Origin of the sequence: Stenotrophomonas sp. ZAC14D2_NAIMI4_7 (assembly GCF_003086675.1) — a bacterium.
In the GTDB taxonomy this organism is placed as follows: Bacteria; Pseudomonadota; Gammaproteobacteria; order Xanthomonadales; family Xanthomonadaceae; genus Stenotrophomonas.
In genome coordinates this window covers 2,012,059-2,033,385 of record NZ_CP025995.1, presented here as the reverse complement: position 1 = coordinate 2,033,385, position 21,327 = coordinate 2,012,059, and the positions used below count along the sequence as shown (strand labels likewise).

Here is a 21,327-nt window from a genome sequence, read left to right as displayed (position 1 = left end):
GGGAATGGTTGCAGGTAGGGTGAGAGCCGGATGTCAACGCTTGTCGAACCAGACCGTCTGCGCGTTGACGAATTCACGGATGCCAAAGTGCGAGAGCTCGCGGCCGAAGCCACTCTTCTTCACCCCGCCAATCGGCACGCGCGGGTCGGACGCCGAGAACCCGTTGACGAACACGCCACCGGTCTGCAGCCGGCGTGCCAGCTGCATGGCCCGCGCGCGGTCGCCGCTCCACAGGTTGCCGCTCAGGCCGAACTCGCTCTGGTTGGCCAGTTCCACCGCATGGTCGGCATCGCGGGCACGGCTGATCGACGCCACTGGGCCGAAGGTCTCGGTATCGAAGGCCTGCATGCCGGGCTCGACGTCCACCAGCACCGTCGGGGCATAGAAGGCACCGGGGCGATCCAGCTGATGGCCACCCACCCGCAGCTGGGCACCGGCATCCACCGACGCCCGCACCTGCGCATGCAGCTGGTCCAGCAGGTCCTGGCGGGCCATCGGGCCGATGCGGTTGCCCGGCTCGCGCCCATCACCGATGGTCAGCGCCTGCACCTTCTGGCAGAACTGCGCCACGAACCGGTCGTAGACCGCCTCTTCGACGATGATGCGCTTGCCGGCGATGCAGACCTGCCCGGTGTTCTGGAAGCGGGAGGCCACGGCCGCATCCACTGCAGCGTCCAGATCGGCATCGGCCAGCACGATGAACGGGTCCGAGCCGCCCAGTTCCAGCACCACCTTCTTCAGCGCCTGCCCGGCCTGGGCGGCGATGCTGCGGCCGGCGGCCACGCTGCCGGTGAGGGTGACGGCGGCAATCCGGTCGTCGGCAATCGCGGCACTGGTCCCCTCGCGGCTGATGTTGGCAGCGATGAACGTGCCCTCGGGCAGTCCGGCCTCGCGCCAGGCGGCGTCGAGCAGCAGCGCGGTACCGACGATGTTCTCCGCCGGCTTCAGCAGGAAGCCATTGCCGCCCATCAGGATCGGCACCGCCGCGCGCATCACCTGCCAGTACGGGAAATTCCACGGCATGATGCCCAGCACCACGCCCAGCGGCAGGTAGGACACATAGGCCTGGTCGCCCGGCACCTGGGTCGGTTCATCGCGCAGGAACGGCGCGCCATGGTCGGCGTACCAGTCGCACAGCACGGCGCACTTCTCGATCTCGGCCAAGGCCTCGGCCTGCACCTTGCCCATTTCGGCGGTGGCCAGCGCGGCCAGCGGTTCGCGATCACGGCGCAGCACCGTGGCCATGGCGCGCAGGATGCCCGCCCGCTGTTCCAGGGTGTAGCCGCTCCAGGCGGCGAAGCCGGCCTGGCCGCGCTGCAGGATCGTTTCCAGTTCTGCGGCGCTGGCAAAGGGGTGCTCGGCGATCACCTGGCCGGTGGCCGGATCGCGGGAGGTGGCGGTGGTGGGGGCAGCGGACATGCAGGTCTCCTGTTGTCTCGACAGCGGGCGGGCAGCCCGTGTCCTGCACAGGAATGTGGACCTGTTCGAGGGCAGCAACAAGGCGTCTGCTTATCCTGTGACCTGCACTTACCTGTATAGGGCGGGGCTATGGCAGGGCTTGCAGCCCTGCACCTGCCTGGAGCAACGGCAACGTCAAGGTCAAAAGCTGGCTATCCGTGGATTGGCGGGGTGGGTCCGGTTGCGGGGGACGCCGTAAATACGCCCCCGCAACCGGACCCACCCCGCCTTCGACAATTTCCCGCGGTCTGTCGCAACGGCGTTCTGCGCTGGTAGGTGTCGACCTTGGTCGACACGGATGAATTCATTCGATATCTGATGGAAAGATCGTGTCGACCAAGGTCGACACCTACCAAAAGCCGCTATTGCCAGTAGATTGGGGTGTCAGCCGCATGGATGCGGCTGCCAAGCCTGCAAGGACGTACCTGCCCAGACACCCGCCCCTACTTCCGGGGCAGGTAGGTCACCAGCGAGAGGTCGTGCCGGCTCTCCGGCACCAGCGCCACGTACTGCAGGTCCAGCAACCCACGCACGGGGTGATGCAGCTTCTTCGCACCCTCGTCGAAACGACGTACATCGTGTTCCGGCCACCACAGCCGGAACTCCTCGCTGTGTGCAGCAAGGTCCTCGACCAGTGCCAGGAACGGCGCCTTGTCCGGCGCCTGCGCCATCGCCGCGCGGAACCCGGCCAGCAGGCCACGGGTCATCTCTTCCCAGTTGAGAATCAACGTGCGGTACGGCGGGTACAGGAACATCAGCCGCAACGTGTTGCGCTCGTGCGGTGGAAACTGGCTGTAATCCACGAACAGCTCAGCAATGGCCGGGTTCCAGGCCAATATGTCGAAGCGGGTATTGCGCACGTAGGCGGGAATCGGCTGCATCGCCTGCACCAACTGGCGCAGGCCGTCGGTCACGCTTTCGTCCGGCGATTCCAGTGGCACGCCGTAACCGGACAGCGCAAAGGCATAGGCGCGCTCGTCATCGCTCAGGCGCAGCACCTTGGCCAGGCGCTCCAGCACTTCCGGCGAGGCCCGCACTTCGCGGCCCTGCTCGATCCAGGTGTACCAGCTCACGCTGACGCCGATGGCCAGCGCCACTTCCTCGCGTTTCAGGCCCGGGGTGCGCCGGCGCCCGGCCGGCAGGCCGAGCGTGGCGGGGTCGACACGGGCGCGGCAGGCTTTCAGGAAGCCGCCCAGTTCCCTGCGTTCACTTTCGCTGCGCATCATCGCCCCCGCCGCACGTGTTGTAGCGTCGAGCCATGCTCGACGGATCTTCCAGCCTGCGAAAAGCAGCCGAGCATGGCTCGGCTCTACAGAAAAACGGCGCAGGCACCCTCGGCGTTGCGCACGAGGGTGATGATATCCGCGCAGGCGCGCCGATCAGGCATCGATGCGCTTGGAACCCACGGCCAGGCCGGCCTTCAGGCTGGCCTCGACGAACTCGTCCAGGTCGCCGTCCAGCACCTTCTGCGTGTCCGAACGTTCAATGCCGGTGCGCAGGTCCTTGATACGGCTCTGGTCGAGCACGTAGTTGCGGATCTGGCTGCCCCAACCGATGTCGGACTTGGTGGCTTCCACCGCATCCTTTTCCGCGTTGCGCTTCTGGATCTCCAGTTCGTACAGCTTGGCGGCCAGCATCTTCATCGCGTTGTCGCGGTTCTGGTGCTGGCTGCGGCCGGTCTGGCAGGCCACAACGATGTTGGTCGGGATGTGGGTGATACGCACCGCCGACTCGGTCTTGTTCACGTGCTGGCCACCGGCACCGGACGAGCGGTACACGTCGGTACGCAGATCGGCCGGGTTGATGGTGATATCGATGTTGTCATCGATTTCCGGCGACACGAACACCGAGGTGAAGCTGGTGTGGCGGCGGTTGTCCGAGTCGAACGGCGACTTGCGCACCAGGCGGTGCACGCCGGTCTCGGTTTTCAGCCAACCATAGGCGTAATCGCCTTCCACGCGCAGGGTGGCCGACTTGATACCCGCGACGTCGCCGCCGGACACTTCCATCAGCTCGGTCTTCCAACCGCGCGATTCACACCAGCGCAGGTACATGCGCAGCAGGATTTCGGCCCAGTCCTGGGCTTCGGTACCGCCGGCACCGGCCTGGATGTCGACGAACGCAGCGGCATTGTCCATCTCACCGGAGAACATGCGCTGGAATTCCAGCTTTTCCACGTGCGCCTGGTGCTTGTCCAGATCGGCGACCACGGCCAGGGCGGTATCTTCGTCCTGTTCGGATTCAGCCAGTTCCAGCAGTTCGGTCGCGTCGGTCAGGCCGTCCAGCACCGAGGCGATGCCGCCCACGGTCTTTTCCAGGCTGGAGCGCTCGCGGCCCAGGTTCTGCGCGTACTCGGCGTTGTTCCAGACGTCGGGGCTTTCCAGCTCCCGCGTTACTTCTTCAAGACGCTCTTTCTTGGCGTCGTAGTCAAAGATACCCCCTGAGCGACACCACACGATCGGTCAGATCGGCGATGCGCTGGCGGACAGGATTCAGTTCGATCATGTCGGCGGTTATGCATTCAAAAGATGACTGCTCAGGATAGCGCAAAGCGCTTGATCCAGCAAGCGTTACATGGCCGCGTCAAGCATTTTCCCCACAGCGGCGCCCTATCTCCCCATCGGAGCCACATCCAGCAAAGCCCATCTTAGCGGAACAAACCAAGCCGCAACGACCGGGTGCCCCCAACCCACGCCCGCCCATGACTTCCCTCCCAACGTCTCCCTCCGTTCACACACTCCTACTCCCCGCGTTCAATATCCGTGTCACTCGCCTCTTGCTGGCGTCAAGAAAGTCGGCAGGCTCCTACCCCAGCTCCGCAAGCGATGACTAGGATGTGCGCCAAAGAATCTGGAACAGCCCTCAACGAACGTCCCGGACATGGCGAATGATCTACTACCATCACCGGCGCCCTGGCGGCCGATGCGATCAGCAGCGCTCCGTTGGCGACAAGGCCGGCGTAGGCGCAGCACGCCTGCCTTCGTAATCGCCCTGCCCCACCTCGCGCAACAGCATTTACAGGCCACAGGGAAACCACTGCACAAAGGGGCGCGACAGCGATTCGGCGTTCCAGCGGCCAACGCAACGCCATAGATCAATGTATCTGGACTGATACACAAAGGAACAAGCAATTCTCACCATCGGCGCCAGCGCATGAAAATTTGCGCAATGGACGCATGAACGTCCCGAAATCAGAGGCTCGGCGTCGCACCCAATCCTCTCTTCCTCATTGCGCTGGAAAGGCCAGAAGGCAGCAGAAATCACGGCCAAAGGGACACACCCCCCGCCCGCAGCACGGCCGACACAAACGCCGCCATGTTGACTCCATTGGCTCGATGCAGTTATGCATAGACGCCATTACGGGGGGGCCGCGATGGGGAATCGCACGCTTTGCGTAGCTGCTCGATCCTTTGGAAGTGGGGTGCAATCAAGCCGACAGCGAGGGAGCTTCCTGTGTGACACAGCAGCTCGCCCGGCGGCGCAGGCATTTCTCCTGCGCCCAGCCTCTACGGCCCTCATCAATCTTGGATCTTGCTAGATCACGATAGTGACTCCAAAGGATGGCTGCCTCTGCACCGAAGAAACCCGAGGGCGCGCGGGATGTATTCCGCTCCTTCGCCAGTGCGAGCTCTCGTACCACGCCAGTAGATTCACCGTTCCATTTCGAACTGTATCGCGGCATCCGCCGTCCGACCTCATCGATAGACACTCAGGTCAGATCAGTTCCGTAATTCCATGAATGGAGGCTTCGGAGATGGGGAAAGGGTTTCACCAAGTCAGTGCCGTCCTGCTGATGATCGGCTCGTTGCTTCCACATGCGGCGTCGGCACAAGCTTACGGCGCCGAAGAGCGAGGCATAGAGCGCGTCAGAAGCGCGATGGAACTGCAGGCCGTCAAGATCGATGGAGCATTTGGCGAGGTCTGGGCTCCCTACAACGGAACCGTCTCCTTCAGCGTGGCGGACGTCTCTTGGGAAGGCAACAGTCAGATACCTGTCGAATTTCGCCGCTCCACGGTGATCCGCGAGCGTCGCTTCTGGCATCCCGGGGACGCCCGAATGTCCGACGAGTTCGGCGGGCTTGACGATTGGAACCTGGACCTCCCGATGATCTACGGTCAGTTCGCCCAAAGCCTGGGCTGGCAGACGACTGACACCAATCCGTACGCCCGATGCTCTATACCTGCGCTTCCGAAAAGCTCGACGACCACGCAGAAAGCAGCCGACTTCTGGAACGGATACCGTCTCAATGTTCCCGGCAATGCCAACAAGACATTGCTGGACGTGCGCGATACGGCAGGCCTGACCAAGCCTCAGACGGGACGCACCTATACGCTAGGCACCAAAGATCTTTGGATGGTGTCCTGCCTCCCCTCCACAAAGAATGGTTATCCCGGGGAAGGCTTCCTGGTCGAATCGCCAGACGGCCTTCGCTACTACATGGATTGGGTGGTAACCAAAACAGCCACCACCTCAGTCACCTATGCCGCCAGCCGCTCTCCGTTGGTGCCTCAAACGAACCCCATGGCGCGCTCCATGGTCTATTTCATCGCCACCAGAATCGAGGACAGGTTCGGCAACTGGGTCAACTTCACTTTCAATGGAAACAACGTAACACGCATTGATTCCAATGATGGACGTTGGATCAACGTAGGCTACACCGGGAACCGAGTCGCGTACATCGATTCTGCCCGCGGCCGGTGGTCGTACGCCTACAGCGGAAATGGGATGCTCGCCGCCGTTTCACGTCCGGACGGTAGTGCGTGGACCTATCAGTCCACGGGCCGACTTCAGGCCACCAGTGAAAAAATGGAGTTTTCCGACTCGGGCCCGGCGACCTGCAATAACGTACCGATAATCACTGGCGAAGACTATGCCTACAGCGTGACAAACGCCTGGCGGGATCCGGAGGCGACAGATACGCTCAACGCGCAGGTGAAGTTGCTGGAAACACAGGTGCCACGCTATTGAATGCACGACTTTCGGCTATTACGAACAAGATCCTGGCAGACAGCATCGCCTTGAACATGGGCGCCAATCCCCAGGCAATGACCAGCAGCCAGCGCATCGCCGTAGCCTTCAAGATGGAATCGATACGGGTTGATCTGGCAAAGGCTCACGTTCAAGCCCTGGATGCTGCAGGCGCCAGGCCTGACAACCCTGTCATGCTGGATAGAGGCGTAATTGGCGATGTCCACGAGAGAGTTTTTGAAAAAAACGGTGCCGACCCGAAGGCCTTTGGGGGCTACAAAACGGACGCCGCAGAGCGCGCAGCTAACCTTTTTGGTGGAACGACTCGAGACATTTATGACTACTGCCCAGCCCCCAGCTGTGGAAATTAAGGTACTTGGACTGGTCTGCGCCCTGCTTCTCTGTGGATGTGGGAGCAAGGCGACCACATATCATCTGGACGGAGCAGAGACTAACTTCTGTGTGCCAAATGATATCGATGTGACCCCACCCCGTTTTCAAGAGGGGGAAACTATCACCGGTGGATTCACACTCGATGGCTGCTACTCCCCGGCCGGAAGCACGTGCATTGGGCCAAAGAATCTCATTTCGGTGGCGGTGGTCGCTAAACCATACTTCCCTGGTCGGCGACTTGATGATCTCCACCCAACCTCACCGCTACTTCAAGTAGCTACAGAGGAATGGGGCCAAGCGCGACATCTCGGGCGCGGAGTTCTGGCCATTCCTGACCGTCTGGACCCGACCACGGTTTACCTATGGCGTGCCAGCGAACCGGTTGCGACAACCCCACCCGCTGATAGTGAGCTGATGGCAACCTGCGAGGAAAAGGGCGCCATGGCCTGCAGTCGTGTGATTCACGGAAAGGACTATGGAATCACGTATTCGTTCTTTTCTGGAAAAGAACTACCTACGTCCTTTGAGTCGTTGGACAAGCACGTGATTGATGGCGTGGAAGCTTTTCGATGCCGATGAGCCATACGCGATACCGTTTCATGAATTACCACCGCGCAAGAGCATGAGAGGAAAAGTCCCGCTCGAGGCGGGCCAATTTCCATGCATGCTGCAACTACGCTATCGCGCCCGCCGGGCATGGCCCGGTGCTACCGCAGCGTGCGGGGCCCCTGGCAGCACCGGGCCATGCCCGGCGAACGCGAAGCGCGGTGCCCCGCCGCTCAGGCGGGCAGGCAGTGCTCCACGATCAGCTGGATCGCGTTGCCGCCACGGTAATCATCACAGGCCAGGCGGTAGGCCAGGTGTACGTGGCGGCTGGGTGCATTGCCGTGCCAGCCGCCGAAGTGGATGGCGTTGACCGTGCCCGGCAGGCCGGGCAGGCGCAGTTCCAGCTTCAGATGCCGCTCTTTCAGCACGCGCCAGTTGGCCACTTCGAAGTGGCCGTCGAACAGCGGCTCGGGGAAGCCCTGCCCCCAGGGGCCGGCCAGGCGCAGCGCATCGGCATGGCGGTGATCGAGTTCGTCTGCGGACAACTCGCCATCGCTGAGCACCTGCTGCTGCAGCGCGGCCGGATCCAGCAGTTCCTGCACGATGGCCACGAAGGCCGCCTCGAACGCGGGCAGGTGCTGCAGGCGCATACTCAGGCCAGCGGCCATGGCGTGGCCACCGAAGCGCTCCACCAGCTCGGGGTGGCGTGCATCGACCAGTGCCAGCGCGTCACGGATATGCAGGCCGGGAATGGAGCGCGCCGAACCGCGCAGGGTGTCGGCGCCAGGTTCGGCCGGTGCAAATGCAATCACCGGCCGATGCAGGCGGTCCTTCATTTTCGATGCCACCAGACCGACCACGCCGGGGTGCCACTCGGCGTCGAACAGGCATGCCGCGACCGGGCGCTGGCCCTGCTCGTGCAGCACCACGCGCGAAAGCGCCTGCTCGGCGTCATCGGTCATCGACTGCTGCACCGCGCGCCGCTCGGCATTGATCTGTTCCAGGGTCTGGGCAATGTCGCGCGCCTGCCGCGGATCTTCGGTGAGCAGCAGTTCGATGCCCAGCGCCATGTCTTCCAGGCGACCGGCCGCATTGAGGCGCGGGCCCAACGCGAAGCCGATATCGGTGGAGGTCAGGCGTGCGGCGTCGCGCCCGCTGGCTTCGATCAATGCCTTCAGGCCCACGCAGCCCTGCCCGGCACGCAACCGGCGCAGGCCAGCGCTGACCAGCGCACGGTTGTTGGCATCCAGCGCGACCAGGTCGGCGACGGTACCCACGGCCACCAGGTCCAGCAGCGTGGTCAGGTCCGGGCCCTTGCCATCGGCGAACACGCCGGCCTCGCGCATGCAGCGGCGCAGGGCCATCAGCACATAGAAGATGACGCCGACACCGGCCAGCGATTTGCTGGGGAAATCATCGCCCTGCAGGTTCGGATCGACGATGACATCGGCCGGCGGCAGCTGCGGCCCGGGCAGATGGTGGTCGGTGACCAGCACCTGCCAGCCGCGCGCCTTGGCGGCGTTGACACCTGCATGGCAGGCAATGCCGTGGTCCACCGTGACCAGCAGGTCCGGCTGCAGGGCCGCCAGCTCGTCCACCAGCGACGGGGACAAGCCGTAGCCATGCACCATGCGGTTGGGCACCGCGTGGAAGACGTGCCGTGCACCCAGCATGCGCAGGCCGCGTACACCCACGGCGCAGGCGGTGGCACCATCGCAGTCGAAATCGCCGACGACCAGGATGCGCTTGTCGTTGGCGATGGCATCGACCAGCAGGCCGACCGCTGCATCGATCCCGGTCAGCAATTCAGGCGCATGCAGGTTGCCCAGCCGCGGCAGCGCCAGCTCGGGCGTCAGTGCGCCGCGATTGGCGTACAGGCGCGCCAGCAGCGGCAGGGTGTCGTCCGGCCAGGCACCTGGCTGCACCGGCTCACGGCGGCGGATGAGCGGGGTATCGGACACAGGCAGCGCAGCATCGGCGGCAAGGGACATCGGCATCGCCGGGTTGCGGAAGACAGGGCCATGATAACGCGGGGCCGCAGACGCGGTCAGACCCCTCTGCCCGCAGAGGGCTCTGACCCAGTCGGAACCCCATCGCCAGCATTTGGCATTCCCCGCCAGATCTTTCATGCTTGCCACCCCCGAAATGGAATTCACTGCATGCTGCGCATCCTGTTGCCCTCCCTGTTGGCCGCCGCTCTGGCTCCCGCCGCCCAAGCCGCAACGCCCGAGCCGAAGGCCGGCGTCGAGTTCACCCACAACGACTGGTCGCTGGCCTGCGACAACACCCGCACCTGCCGCGCGGCCGGCTACAGCCCGGAAGAACCCGGCAACCTGCTCAGCCTGATGCTGGAGCGTGCGGGTGGCCCCGGCACGCAGGTGGTCGCGCGGCTGCGCAATGGCGAGGGCGACGACCCGGCGCCGACCGGAGCGCTGCGCCTGCGCCTGAACGGCAAGGACCTGGGCCCGGTGCGCGACACCGGCGAGGGCGAGAAGGTGCTGCTGCAGCAGGCACAGACCGATGCACTGGTCGCCGCCCTGCCCCGCCAGGCGCGCATCGAGATCATCGATGGCAAGGGCAAGGCCTGGCCGATTTCTGACAGCGGCGCCACGGCCGTGCTGCTGAAGATGGACGAGGCGCAGGGGCGACTGGGCACGCCTGGCGCGCTGGTGCGTCGCGGTGACAAGGCCGAGGCGAGCGTGCCGGCCGCGTTGCCGGTACCGGTGGTCGTGCACGGCAAACTGGCGGCGGCGCGCAGCACCGATGCCGCCCTGGCCGATGTACCGGCCCTGCGCAAGGCGCTGCTGGCCAGCCTGCCGAACGCTGACGAATGTCGGCGCCTGAGCGAAGGCGAGAAGGACGAGATCGACATCGTGCGCCTGGACGCCTCGCACGTGCTGGCCAGCACCAGTTGCTTCATGGGCGCCTACAACTTCAGCAGTGGCTACTGGGTGGTGCAGGACAAGGCGCCGTACCAGGCGCACTTCGTCACCTCCGATGCGGAGGATTTCGAAACCGATGACATGACGCTGCGCGGGCGATTCCGTGGCCGCGGCATCGGCGATTGCTTCTCGGGCCACGATTGGGTCTGGGACGGCCAGCGCTTCGTGAAGACCAGCGCGTTCACCACGGGCCAGTGCCGTGGCGTGGTCGGCGGGCATTGGACGCTGCCGACGATCGTCAGCACGGTGAAGTAAGGTAGGCAGGGCTGCGCCCTGCCCGCCCGCCCCCCTGTAGAGTCGAGCCATGCTCGACTGATCCCAACGTGCCAACCAAGGTTGGCACCTACCGAAGCAGAGCGTGCCAACCAAGGTTGGCACCTACCGAAGCAGAGCGTGCCAACCAAGGTTGGCACCTACCGAAGCAGAGCGTGCCAACCAAGGTTGGCACCTACCGAAGCGGAGCGTGCCAACCAAGGTTGGCACCTAACGAAGCGGAGCGTGCCAACCAAGGTTGGCACCTACCGAGGCGGAGCGTGCCAACCAAGGTTGGCACCTACCGAAGCGGAGCGTGCCAACCGAGGGTGGCACGTACCGGGAAAAACGTGCCGCCGCGCTCCGACCCCGCTCAGTCGTGCAGCTGGCGGGGTTTTTTCCAGAACTGCCAGCGCTGGCCGCGATCGAGGCGGAACTGCAGGCCGTCTTCGAAATCCAGCACCAGCTGCTGCAGTTCGCCGCGACGCAGTGCCGCCAGCAGCGGAACAATCGCTTCGTTGCCCAGTTGCTGCAGCGAACGCAGTTGCCGCAGGTCCACCAGGGCATCCACGGCCTGTTCGCCATCCACGGCGACCCCAGCGGCCTGGGCCAGGCCCTGCAGCAGGGCGTCGCGGCTGCGCACCTGCGCATGCGCGGTGGTCACCGATACCGGCATGACGCCGCCGCCCCAGAACCACAGCGAATTGATCGGCTGCTGACCCTGCGCGGCACGCTGCTGGTTCCACGAATGGTTGTGCAGCAGCACCTGCGCCTCGGTCATCAGCGCCCGCCAGCGGCGTCCGGCCTGGCCTTCGGGCAGGTGCGAGAACAGATCATCGCCCAGCACATCGTCGGGGCTGTCGAAATCGGGCAGCTCGATGTCGATGGGCAGGCGCAGATACCAGCGCGCCGGGTCCGGCGCATCCAGCACGAAACCGGCGTCGGCAAACAGCGGCTGCAGTACCGGCAGCAAGGCCAGGCTGTCGGCCAGCGTGGGCCGCAGCGTTTCGCCGTGCCCCATCATGCGTGCACCGTGCATGTCCGGCACCATGCAGGCCGGATCGGCCCGCAGCCAGCACGCACCGGCAGCATCGCCCACATCGCGCTGGCGGGTCAGTGCGGCCACCGGCCAGTGCGGCGCGGCCACGCTGAAATGGCGTTGCAGCTGGGCGCGTTCGCCCGCATCCAGCTGCACCGTGGTAGCGCGGCCCAGGGCGCGCGCCACCTCGTCAGGCAATGCAGCCGCCGCAAAGCGGCTGCGCGCCGGCAACAACAGGGTCGCCGTTGCCACCCGGTCAGTCCAGATAGCTGACGCTGACGATTTCGTACTCGCGCTGGCCGGCCGGGGCGTCGATCACGATCGAATCGCCTTCCAGCTTGCCGATCATCGCGCGGGCCACCGGCGAGGAAATGGCGATCAGGCCCAGCTTGATGTCCGCTTCCAGGTCGCCAACGATCTGGTACTTCTTCTCTTCGTCGGTTTCCACGTCGGCCAGGGTCACGCTGGCACCGAACACCACCTTCGAGCCGGCGTTGAGCTTGCTCACGTCGATGATCTCGGCGTGCGACAGCTCACCTTCCAGCTGCTTGATGCGGCCTTCGATGAAACCCTGCTCCTCGCGCGCAGCGTGGTACTCGGCGTTTTCCTTCAGGTCACCGTGCTCACGCGCCTCGGCGATGGCGGCGATGACCTTCGGCCGCTTGACCGACTTCAGGTGGTCCAGTTCGTCGCGCAGCTTCTGCGCGCCCTTCATGGTGATGGGGGCTCTCATGCATTCAACTCCTTGTGCAGTTCCTGCAGCGACCAGACGGGGCCGGTGCCACGGAATTCCAGTGAATCCACCAGCGCCTTGGCGCCGGCGATGGTGGTCGAGTAGGTGACGCGGTGCTGCAGCGCCTCGCGACGGATCGAGAACGAGTCGTTGATCGCCGCACGGCCTTCGGTCGTGTTGACGATGTAGACGATCTCGCCGTTCTTGATCGAATCGACGATGTGCGGACGACCTTCCACCACCTTGTTGATGATTTCGCAGTCCATGCCGTGCTGCTGCAGCCACGCGGCGGTGCCACGGGTGGCCACCAGGCTGTAGCCACGGGCCAGCAGGGCCTTGGCCACCGGCAGCACGCGCTTCTTGTCCGGGTCGCGCACCGAAACGAAGGCCTTGCCGATCGGCGGGGCCTTGATGCTGCCCGCTTCCTGCGCACGCGCAAAGGCGGCGTTGAAGGTGCGGCCCACGCCCATCACTTCACCGGTGGAACGCATTTCCGGCCCGAGGATCGGGTCGACGCCCTGGAACTTGGCGAACGGGAAGATCGCTTCCTTCACCGAGTAGTAGTCCGGCACGATTTCCTTGGTGGCGCCCTGCTCTTCCAGGGTCTTGCCGGCCATGCAGCGCGCGGCGATCTTGGCCAGTGCCATGCCGGTGGCCTTGGACACGAACGGCACGGTACGGGAGGCACGCGGGTTCACTTCCAGCAGGTAGATGGTGTCATCGCCATCGTCGTTGGTCTGGATCGCGAACTGGGTGTTCATCAGGCCGACCACGTTCAGGGCCTTGGCCAGTTCCACCACCTGGCGGCGCAGTTCGGCCTGGGTCTTGGCCGACAGCGAGTACGGCGGCAGCGAGCAGGACGAGTCACCGGAGTGCACGCCGGCTTCTTCGATGTGCTCCATCACGCCGCCAATCAGGACGTTGCCATCCTTGTCGGCAATGATGTCCACGTCGCATTCCACGGCGTTGTCCAGGAAGCGGTCCAGCAGCACCGGCGAATCGTTGGACACCTTCACCGCGTCGCGCACGTAGCGGGCCAGGTCGGATTCGCCGTAGACGATTTCCATCGCGCGGCCGCCCAGCACGTAGCTCGGGCGAACGACCAGCGGGTAGCCGATCTCGCGGGCCAGCAGCAGGGCTTCCTGGTCGTTGCGGGCGATGCGGTTCGGCGGCTGCTTCAGGCCCAGCTTGTCCACCAGCTGCTGGAAGCGCTCACGGTCTTCGGCCAGGTCGATCGAGTCCGGGCTGGTGCCGATCACCGGCACGCCGTTGGCTTCCAGCGCGCGCGCCAGCTTCAGCGGGGTCTGGCCGCCGTACTGCACGATCACGCCCTTGGGCTGTTCCAGCTCGACGATTTCCAGCACGTCTTCCAGGGTCAGCGGCTCGAAATACAGGCGGTCGGAGGTGTCGTAGTCGGTCGACACGGTTTCCGGGTTGCAGTTGACCATGATGGTTTCATAGCCATCCTCGCGCAGCGCCAGTGCCGCGTGCACGCAGCAGTAGTCGAACTCGATGCCCTGGCCGATGCGGTTCGGGCCACCGCCCAGGATCATGATCTTGTCGCGGTTGGTCGGCGCGGCCTCGCACTCGTCCTCGTAGGTGGAGTACAGGTAGGCGGTGCCCGTGGAAAATTCACCGGCACAGGAGTCCACGCGCTTGTAGACCGGGCGCACCTTGTGCGCGCGACGCAGCGCGCGGATGGCCGCATCGTTGGTACCGGTCAGCTGGGCCAGGCGGGCGTCGGAGAAACCAGCGCGCTTCAGCTTGCGCAGGCGCGCGGCGTCCAGCGCGTCGATGCCACCGGCAGCCACTTCGCCTTCGGCGGCAATGATCTCTTCGATCTGGTCCAGGAACCAATGGTCGATGAAGGACAGCGCGTAGATGTCTTCCACGCTCATGCCGGCGCGGAACGCATCGGCCACGTAGAACAGACGCTCCGGGCCCGGCGCCTTCAGCTCACGGCGCAGGGTCTGCAGGTCGTCTTCGCTGGTCAGGTCCAGGCCGGTCGGGTCGAAGCCGACCTTGCCGGTTTCCAGGCCACGCAGGGCCTTCTGCACCGATTCCTGGAAGGTGCGGCCCATGGCCATCACTTCACCGACCGACTTCATCTGGGTGGTCAGGCGCGCATCGGCCGCCGGGAACTTCTCGAAGGCAAAGCGCGGAATCTTGGTGACCACGTAGTCGATGGACGGCTCGAACGAGGCCGGGGTCAGGCCGCCGGTGATTTCGTTCTTCAGTTCGTCCAGGGTGTAACCCACGGCCAGCTTGGCGGCGACCTTGGCGATCGGGAAGCCGGTGGCCTTGGAGGCCAGCGCCGAGGAGCGCGACACGCGCGGGTTCATCTCGATCACGACCACGCGGCCGGTCTTCGGGTTGATGCCGAACTGCACGTTCGAGCCACCGGTGTCCACGCCGATCTTGCGCAGCACGGCGATGGAGGCATCGCGCAGGCGCTGGTATTCCTTGTCGGTCAGGGTCTGTGCCGGGGCCACGGTGATCGAGTCACCGGTGTGCACGCCCATCGGGTCCAGGTTTTCGATCGAGCAGACGATGATGCAGTTGTCCGCGGTATCGCGGACCACTTCCATTTCGAATTCTTTCCAGCCCAGCACCGACTCTTCCACCAGCACTTCGGTGGTCGGCGACAGTTCCAGGCCGCGGCTGACGATCTCGACCAGCTCTTCGCGGTTGTAGGCAATGCCGCCACCGCTGCCGCCCAGGGTGAAGCTGGGGCGGATGATGGTCGGGTAACCGACGCGGGTCTGGATCTCCAGCGCTTCGTCCAGGGTATGGGCGACGGCGGCGGTCGGGCACTCCAGGCCGATCTCACCCATGGCCACGCGGAACAGCTCGCGGTCTTCGGCCATGCGGATCGCTTCGCGCTTGGCGCCGATCAGTTCGACGTTGTACTTCTCCAGCACGCCGTTGTCGGCCAGGTCCAGCGCGCAGTTCAGCGCGGTCTGGCCACCCATGGTCGGCAGCAGTGCATCGGGCTTTTCCTTGGCGATGATCTTCTCGACCGTCTGCCAGTTGATCGGCTCGATATAGACGGCGTCGGCCATCTCCGGGTCGGTCATGATGGTGGCCGGGTTGCTGTTGACCAGCACCACGCGGTAACCCTCGTCACGCAGGGCCTTGCAGGCCTGGGCGCCGGAATAGTCGAACTCACAGGCCTGGCCGATGACGATCGGGCCAGCACCGATGATGAGAATGGTCTTGAGGTCAGTGCGCTTGGGCATTTTCTTCTCTAAGTCAGTACAGCGTGACAAGGGGGAGTGATCGCACGCTGTCGATCAGGAATCTTGATCCGCAGCGCCGCGCCAGGGGCAGCAGCGATGCGGGGGCTTACGGTCCATCGCGACGCCACCGGCGGGCCGGCGGCGCACTGCTCACGCCTTGCTCTGTTCCATCAGGGCCACGAAACGGTCGAACAGCGGGCCCACGTCGGTCGGGCCCGGCGAGGCTTCCGGATGGCCCTGGAACGAGAACGCCGGCACGTCGGTGCGGGCCACGCCCTGGTTGGTGCCGTCGAACAGCGAACGGTGGGTCACCCGCAGGGTGGCCGGCAGGGTCGCCTCATCGATGGCGAACCCGTGGTTCTGCGAGGTGATCATCACCCGGCCGTTGTCCAGGTCCTGCACCGGGTGGTTGGCGCCGTGGTGGCCATGGCCCATCTTCATGGTCTTGGCGCCCGAGGCCAGGCCCAGCAGCTGGTGGCCCAGGCAGATGCCGAAGGTCGGGATCTTCACGTCGATGAAGGTCTTGATCGCTTCGATGGCGTAGTCGCAAGGTTCCGGGTCACCCGGGCCGTTGGACAGGAACACGCCGTCCGGCTTCAGCGCCAGTACCTCGGCCGCCGGGGTCTGCGCCGGCACCACGGTCACTTCGCAGCCGCGCTCGGCCAGCATGCGCAGGATGTTGGTCTTCACGCCGAAGTCGTAGGCCACGACCTTGAACCTGGCCGGCACGCTGACGAACGCGTTGGCGTCCAGGTCCAGCTGGCCTTCGGTCCAGGTGTAGGTCTTTTCGGTGGTGACCACCTTGGCCAGGTCCATGCCCTTCAGACCCGGGAACTTGCGGGCGGCTTCCAGTGCCTTTTCCACGTCGATGTCACCGGCCATCAGCGCACCGTTCTGTGCGCCCTTCTCGCGCAGGATGCGGGTCAGCTTGCGGGTGTCGATGCCGGCGATGGCGACCACGCCGCGCTGGATCAGCCAGTCCTGCAGCGACACCTGGCTGCGCCAGTTGCTGGGACGGCGCGGCACATCGCGCACGATCAGGCCGGCCGACCACACCTTGGACGCTTCATTGTCCTGGTCGGTCATGCCGGTGTTACCGATATGCGGATAGGTCAACGTGACCATCTGCCGGGCGTAGGACGGATCGGTCAGCACTTCCTGATAGCCGGTCATGGCGGTGTTGAACACCACTTCACCGACGGACAGGCCGGGCGCGCCTACGGATTCGCCCTCGAATACGGTGCCGTCTTCGAGGACGAGGATTGCGGCTTGGGTCACGGAATTCTCACTTTGGCTACCGAAGGGGGGCCGAAGTCACGCCTGCGCTTCACGGAAATCCGGTTGCAAAAAAGCGCGGACGTACGGTCTGGGACCGGTCCGGCTTTCGTGATTCGGCGAGTGCGAATTGTAGCGCCGCCGGGGCGCTGGCGCCAGCGCTTATATCGCTTTATGAACAGGCGATTGCGTATTCATTTCAATCCGGCGGCGTATGTGGGCCGGAGACGGGGTCGGATCCTTTCCCGTACGGGAAAGGCTCTGACCCCAGGCGCCCGAAGATGAGCGGGTCAGAGCCCTTTCCGTTGGAAAGGGATCCGACCCCGCGCGGTTCAGGTCCGTGAGGCGTCCAGCAGATCGCGCACGCGGTAGCTGCCCGGCGCCCGGCCCTGCAGCTGGCGGGCGGCGAACAGCGCGCCGCGGGCGAAGATGTCGCGGTTGGTGGCACGGTGCACCAGTTCGATCCGCTCACCCAGGCCGGTGAACTGCACCAGGTGCTCGCCGACGATGTCACCGGCACGCAGGCTGGCGTAATGCGGCTGCGCCCCGCCCCGCTGCGCGGCCGCGCCCAGGGTCAGCGCCGTGCCCGAGGGTGCGTCCTTCTTCTGCGTGTGGTGGGATTCGACGATGTCGCAGTCCCAGCCGATCAGCGCCTGCCCTGCCCGCTCCACCAGCTCGTCCAGCACCGCTACGCCCAGGCTGAAGTTGGAGGCCCAGACCAGCGGAATCTGCGTGGCCGCAGCCTCAAGCGCCTGCCGCTGCGCGCTGGAAATGCCGGTGGTGCCCGACACCAGCCCGGCCCCGCGCTGTACGCACAGCGCCAGCATGGCGTCGAAGCCCTCCGGCAGGCTGAAATCGATGGCCACGTCGAAGGTCGGCGCACCGGCCAGCTCACTGGCGGCGAAGAACGGCACGCCGTCCACCACCCGCTGGGCCGGCGCCCGGCCGGTAACGGCGGCAACGATCTGCAGGGTGTCGGGGTGTTCGGCAGCCAGGCGCAACAAGGCCTGGCCCATGCGCCCGGAAGCGCCATGGATGAGCAATCGCAGGGGGGTCTGGTTCATGCAGGAAGGCTAGCGGCAGCGCCCCGACCCGTCCAGTAGATCCACGCCATGCGTGGATGCGCGCCCCGCAGAAAACAGTCGAGCAAGCTCGACTTTACCGCTTGGTCGGCCCGCAGCTGTCGCAGCCACCGCAGGCACCACCGCCGCCGCTGGCCGGCGGCGCGATCTTCCGCCCCAGCGCCCGCATCCAGCCCGGGCGTCCCTGCTTCAGCAGCGCCAGCGCCACGCTGCCGCGCAGCTTGCGCGCGGCGCCCGGGAACTGCTTCTTCAGCACCACCCACGCACTGACCAGCACGGCCAGCGCGATGATGAGGTACTGGATCAGCAGCCCGGCGGTCATCAGCCGCCCCCCAGCGCCACGGTCACCTGGTAGGTGATCAGCGCCGCTACGTAGGCCGCAGCGAACAGGTACACGGTGGCAAAGCCCATCTGCTTCCACGAATTGGTTTCGCGCTTGATCGTGGCCAGGGTGGAAATGCACATGGGCGCATAGATGAACCACACCAGCAGCGACAGACCGGTGGCCAGCGACCAGCCATCGCTCAGCAGCGGGGTCAGCGCCTGCGCCGCGGCATCGTCATCGGCGGCCGACAGCGCATACACGGTGGCCAGCGAAGACACCGCCACTTCGCGCGCGGCCATGCCCGGGATCAGCGCGATGCAGATCTGCCAGTTGAAGCCCAGCGGCGAGAAGATGGCGGTCATCGCGTGCCCGATCTGCCCGGCGAAGCTGTAGTCGATGGCCGGCATGGTCGCCCCTTCCGGCGCGCCGGGGAACGACAGCAGGAACCACAGCAGCACGGTCAGCGCCAGGATGATGCCGCCCACGCGCTTGAGGAAGATCATGCCGCGCTCGTACAGGCCCACGGCCAGGTCGCGCGGGTGCGGAATGCGGTAGGACGGCAGTTCCAGCAGCAGCGGGTGCTCGCTCTTGTCGCGGCGCCACTTCTTCATCACCCACGACATCACCAGCGCACTGAGGATGCCGGCCACGTACAGGCCAAACAGCACCAGGCCCTGCTGGTTGAAGATGCCGACCTTGCCCTCGGGGATGAAGGCGCCGATCAGCAGCGCGTACACCGGCAGGCGCGCCGAGCAGGTCATCAACGGCGCCACCAGGATGGTGGCCAGGCGGTCACGCGGGTCCTGGATGCTGCGGGTGGCCATGATGCCCGGCACGGCGCAGGCGAAGCTGGACAGCAGCGGGATGAACGAGCGCCCCGACAGGCCGGCGGCGGCCATCATGCGGTCCAGCAGGAACGCCGCGCGCGGCAGGTAGCCCGACTCTTCCAGGGCCAGGATGAAGGCGAACAGGATCAGGATCTGCGGCAGGAACACCACCACCCCGCCCACGCCGGCAATGATGCCGTCGGTCAGCAGGCTGGTCAGCGGCCCGGCCGGCAGCGCGCCGGCAGCCAGCTCGCCCAGCCAGGCGAAGCCGGCTTCGATGCCATCCATCAGCGGCGTGGCCCAGGCAAACACCGCCTGGAAGATCAGGAACATCACCACCACCAAGGTGGCCAGGCCGAACACCGGGTGCAGCAGCCAACGGTCCAGGGTGTCATCGATCTTCGCAGTGCGTGCGGGCATGCGCACGGCCGCCGACAGGATGTCGCGCACCTTGCCGTGGTAATCGATGCCGCCCTCAACGCCGGCCAGCGGCGCATCCAGGTGCGGCACCATGGCATCCAGCCGCTCGACCAGGGCGCGCGCGCCCTGCTTGCGCACCGCCACGGTTTCCACCACCGGCACGCCGATCTCGCGCTCCAGTGCGGCCACATCGATCTGGATGCCACGGCGCTGCGCCGCATCGACCATGTTCAGCGCGATCACCATCGGCTTGCCCAGCTCGCGCAGTTCCAGCGCGAAGCGCAGGTGCAGGCGCAGGTTGGTGGCGTCGATCACGCACAGCAGCACGTCCGGCGGCGCCTCGCCCGGGTAGAAACCCCGGCACAGATCGCGGGTGATCGCTTCGTCCAGGCTGGCCGGGTGCAGGCTGTAGGCGCCGGGCAGGTCGAGCACGGCGAATTCGCGCCCCGACGGTGCGCGCAGGCGGCCTTCCTTGCGCTCGACGGTGACGCCGGTGTAGTTGGCCACCTTCTGCCGGCTGCCGGTCAGCTGGTTGAACAGCGCGGTCTTGCCGCTGTTGGGATTACCGACCAGCGCGATGCGCAGCGGGGTGGCGGAGGCGTTGCTGGTCATGCACGGCTTTCCTGGCGGGCGGCATCGATCACGACGCGCTTGGCTTCAGAGATACGCAGGGCGAAACGGGTGAAGCCGACCTGCACCAGCAGCGGCTCGCCCCCCACCGGGCCCTTGGCCACCAGACGCACCTCCTCGCCCTTGACGAAGCCCAGCTCGCGCAGGCGGCGGGCAATGGCATCGTTGGCGTGCAGGTCCTGCACGGAATCGACCACGGCCGGGGTGTGCAGGGGCAGTTCGGACAGCGTCATCTAGCGCGTTCTCTGCTGGATGTAAATGGTTCTCGATTCTAACATTCCCGCGTCGCGTCATGGCCCATGACCAATGGCCCGCTATGATCCATACAGGTATGAAGTGACCCTGGATTCCCATGAACGATGCTTTGCAGATCGAGCGCACTGGCGCCACCCTGACCCTCTGGCTGAACCGACCGACCCTGCACAACGCCTTCGATGCCGGGCTGATCGCCCAGCTGACCACGGTGCTGGACGAGGCCGGCCGCGACGACAGCGTGCGGGTGGTGGTGCTGGCCGGCCACGGCGCTTCGTTCTCGGCCGGCGCCGATCTGCAGTGGATGCGTGGCATGGCCGCGGCCAGCGAAGCGGAAAACCGCGACGACGCCCTGGCCCTGGCACGGCTGATGCGCACCCTGGACGAGCTGCCCAAGCCGACCCTGGCGCGGGTGCACGGCGCCGCCTTCGGTGGCGGGGTGGGCCTGGTGGCCTGCTGCGATATCGCCATCGCCAGCACCAGCGCCCGCTTCGGTCTGACCGAAAGCCGCCTGGGACTGCTGCCGGCGGTCATTTCGCCCTACGTGATCCAGGCCATCGGCGCCCGCCAGGCGCGGCGCTGGTTCGCCACCGGCGAGCATTTCGACGCCGATACCGCGTTGCGCATCGGCCTGGTCCACCAGTTGGTGGAACCTGACCGCCTGGACGACGCCCTGCACCGCCAGCTGGCCCTGCTGGACAAGGCCGGCCCGATCGCAGCGGCGTCGGCCAAGCAGCTGGTCCGCCAGGTCTGCGAGAGCCGCGACCGCGACCGCCTGGACCATGACAATGCCAGCCTGATCGCCCGCCTGCGGGTATCGGCCGAAGGCCAGGAGGGCTTGGGCGCCTTCCTGGACAAACGTGCGCCACACTGGGTCACCGAAGCCTGAGCTGTTTCCTGCACGCTACCCACACCGCGTGGCCGGTCATATGGGCGGCCTGCGTA

The 21,327-nt window shown here is 65.6% G+C and carries 16 protein-coding genes; 4 read left to right on the top strand and 12 right to left on the bottom strand.

What is annotated here, in order from left to right:
* Positions 1 to 33: 33 nt before the first annotated feature.
* The 3 genes from C1922_RS09400 to prfB all read right to left on the bottom strand — a co-directional run bounded on the left by C1922_RS09400 (position 34) and on the right by prfB (position 3,963).
* Positions 34 to 1,419 (bottom strand): NAD-dependent succinate-semialdehyde dehydrogenase, encoded by a 1,386-nt coding sequence (locus C1922_RS09400; protein ID WP_108749504.1) that lies wholly within the window; start codon positions 1,417 to 1,419, stop codon positions 34 to 36.
* A gap of 482 nt (positions 1,420 to 1,901) precedes the next feature.
* Positions 1,902 to 2,684 (bottom strand): helix-turn-helix transcriptional regulator, encoded by a 783-nt coding sequence (locus C1922_RS09395; protein ID WP_108749503.1) that lies wholly within the window; start codon positions 2,682 to 2,684, stop codon positions 1,902 to 1,904.
* Positions 2,685 to 2,837: 153 nt separating this feature from the next.
* Positions 2,838 to 3,963 (bottom strand): peptide chain release factor 2 gene (prfB, locus tag C1922_RS09390; protein ID WP_108749502.1). Its coding sequence is split into 2 segments (ribosomal slippage): positions 2,838 to 3,887 and positions 3,889 to 3,963, totalling 1,125 coding nucleotides; the frame shifts between segments, so codons are not numbered across the junction.
* Between the two features lie 1,249 nt (positions 3,964 to 5,212).
* On the opposite strand from prfB, the gene C1922_RS09385 reads away from it, so the two are divergent.
* Positions 5,213 to 6,427, top strand: a complete 1,215-nt coding sequence (locus C1922_RS09385) for a hypothetical protein (RefSeq protein WP_108749501.1) — start codon at positions 5,213 to 5,215, stop codon at positions 6,425 to 6,427.
* Complete coding sequence (locus C1922_RS20380; protein ID WP_159091910.1) at positions 6,424 to 6,798, top strand: hypothetical protein; 375 nt, start codon at positions 6,424 to 6,426, stop codon at positions 6,796 to 6,798. Before C1922_RS09385 ends, C1922_RS20380 begins: the two co-directional genes overlap by 4 nt.
* Before the next feature lie 801 nt (positions 6,799 to 7,599).
* Here the strand turns inward: C1922_RS20380 and recJ are convergent.
* Positions 7,600 to 9,357: a single-stranded-DNA-specific exonuclease RecJ gene (recJ, locus tag C1922_RS09380; protein ID WP_108751548.1), complete on the bottom strand. Its 1,758-nt coding sequence runs from the start codon at positions 9,355 to 9,357 to the stop codon at positions 7,600 to 7,602.
* Between the two features lie 168 nt (positions 9,358 to 9,525).
* Between recJ and C1922_RS09375 the strand changes: the two genes are divergently transcribed.
* The gene (locus C1922_RS09375; protein ID WP_108749500.1) at positions 9,526 to 10,563 is read left to right on the top strand and encodes a DUF1176 domain-containing protein; all 1,038 of its coding nucleotides are present in this window, start codon (positions 9,526 to 9,528) and stop codon (positions 10,561 to 10,563) included.
* 370 nt (positions 10,564 to 10,933) lie between these two features.
* Here C1922_RS09375 and C1922_RS09370 read toward each other — a convergent pair whose 3' ends face one another.
* From C1922_RS09370 to C1922_RS09335, 8 genes are all read right to left on the bottom strand, one after another.
* Entirely contained in the window at positions 10,934 to 11,851 is a 918-nt protein-coding gene (locus tag C1922_RS09370; protein WP_108749499.1) for a phosphoglycerate mutase, read from the bottom strand.
* A gap of 4 nt (positions 11,852 to 11,855) precedes the next feature.
* The gene (gene greA / locus C1922_RS09365; RefSeq protein ID WP_188489793.1) at positions 11,856 to 12,320 is read right to left on the bottom strand and encodes a transcription elongation factor GreA; all 465 of its coding nucleotides are present in this window, start codon (positions 12,318 to 12,320) and stop codon (positions 11,856 to 11,858) included.
* An 8-nt stretch (positions 12,321 to 12,328) separates the two neighbouring features.
* Positions 12,329 to 15,571, bottom strand: coding sequence for a carbamoyl-phosphate synthase large subunit (gene carB / locus C1922_RS09360; RefSeq protein ID WP_108749498.1), 3,243 nt, complete (start codon positions 15,569 to 15,571; stop codon positions 12,329 to 12,331).
* 150 nt (positions 15,572 to 15,721) lie between these two features.
* A complete protein-coding gene (gene carA, locus C1922_RS09355) occupies positions 15,722 to 16,849 on the bottom strand; it encodes a glutamine-hydrolyzing carbamoyl-phosphate synthase small subunit (RefSeq protein ID WP_108749497.1) in 1,128 nt (375 codons plus the stop codon).
* A 329-nt stretch (positions 16,850 to 17,178) separates the two neighbouring features.
* Positions 17,179 to 17,910: a 4-hydroxy-tetrahydrodipicolinate reductase gene (dapB, locus tag C1922_RS09350; RefSeq protein WP_108749496.1), complete on the bottom strand. Its 732-nt coding sequence runs from the start codon at positions 17,908 to 17,910 to the stop codon at positions 17,179 to 17,181.
* 94 nt (positions 17,911 to 18,004) lie between these two features.
* Positions 18,005 to 18,250: a DUF6587 family protein gene (locus C1922_RS09345; RefSeq protein ID WP_108749495.1), complete on the bottom strand. Its 246-nt coding sequence runs from the start codon at positions 18,248 to 18,250 to the stop codon at positions 18,005 to 18,007.
* Positions 18,250 to 20,112 carry a ferrous iron transport protein B gene (gene feoB, locus C1922_RS09340; RefSeq protein WP_108749494.1) on the bottom strand — a complete coding sequence of 621 codons (1,863 nt, stop codon included), beginning with the start codon at positions 20,110 to 20,112 and terminating at the stop codon, positions 18,250 to 18,252. The genes C1922_RS09345 and feoB overlap by 1 nt, the downstream gene beginning before the upstream one ends.
* The gene (locus C1922_RS09335; RefSeq protein ID WP_108749493.1) at positions 20,109 to 20,363 is read right to left on the bottom strand and encodes a FeoA family protein; all 255 of its coding nucleotides are present in this window, start codon (positions 20,361 to 20,363) and stop codon (positions 20,109 to 20,111) included. Before C1922_RS09335 ends, feoB begins: the two co-directional genes overlap by 4 nt.
* A 119-nt stretch (positions 20,364 to 20,482) precedes the next feature.
* Between C1922_RS09335 and C1922_RS09330 the strand changes: the two genes are divergently transcribed.
* Positions 20,483 to 21,271 carry an enoyl-CoA hydratase/isomerase family protein gene (locus tag C1922_RS09330; protein ID WP_108749492.1) on the top strand — a complete coding sequence of 263 codons (789 nt, stop codon included), beginning with the start codon at positions 20,483 to 20,485 and terminating at the stop codon, positions 21,269 to 21,271.
* Positions 21,272 to 21,327: the final 56 nt, after the last annotated feature.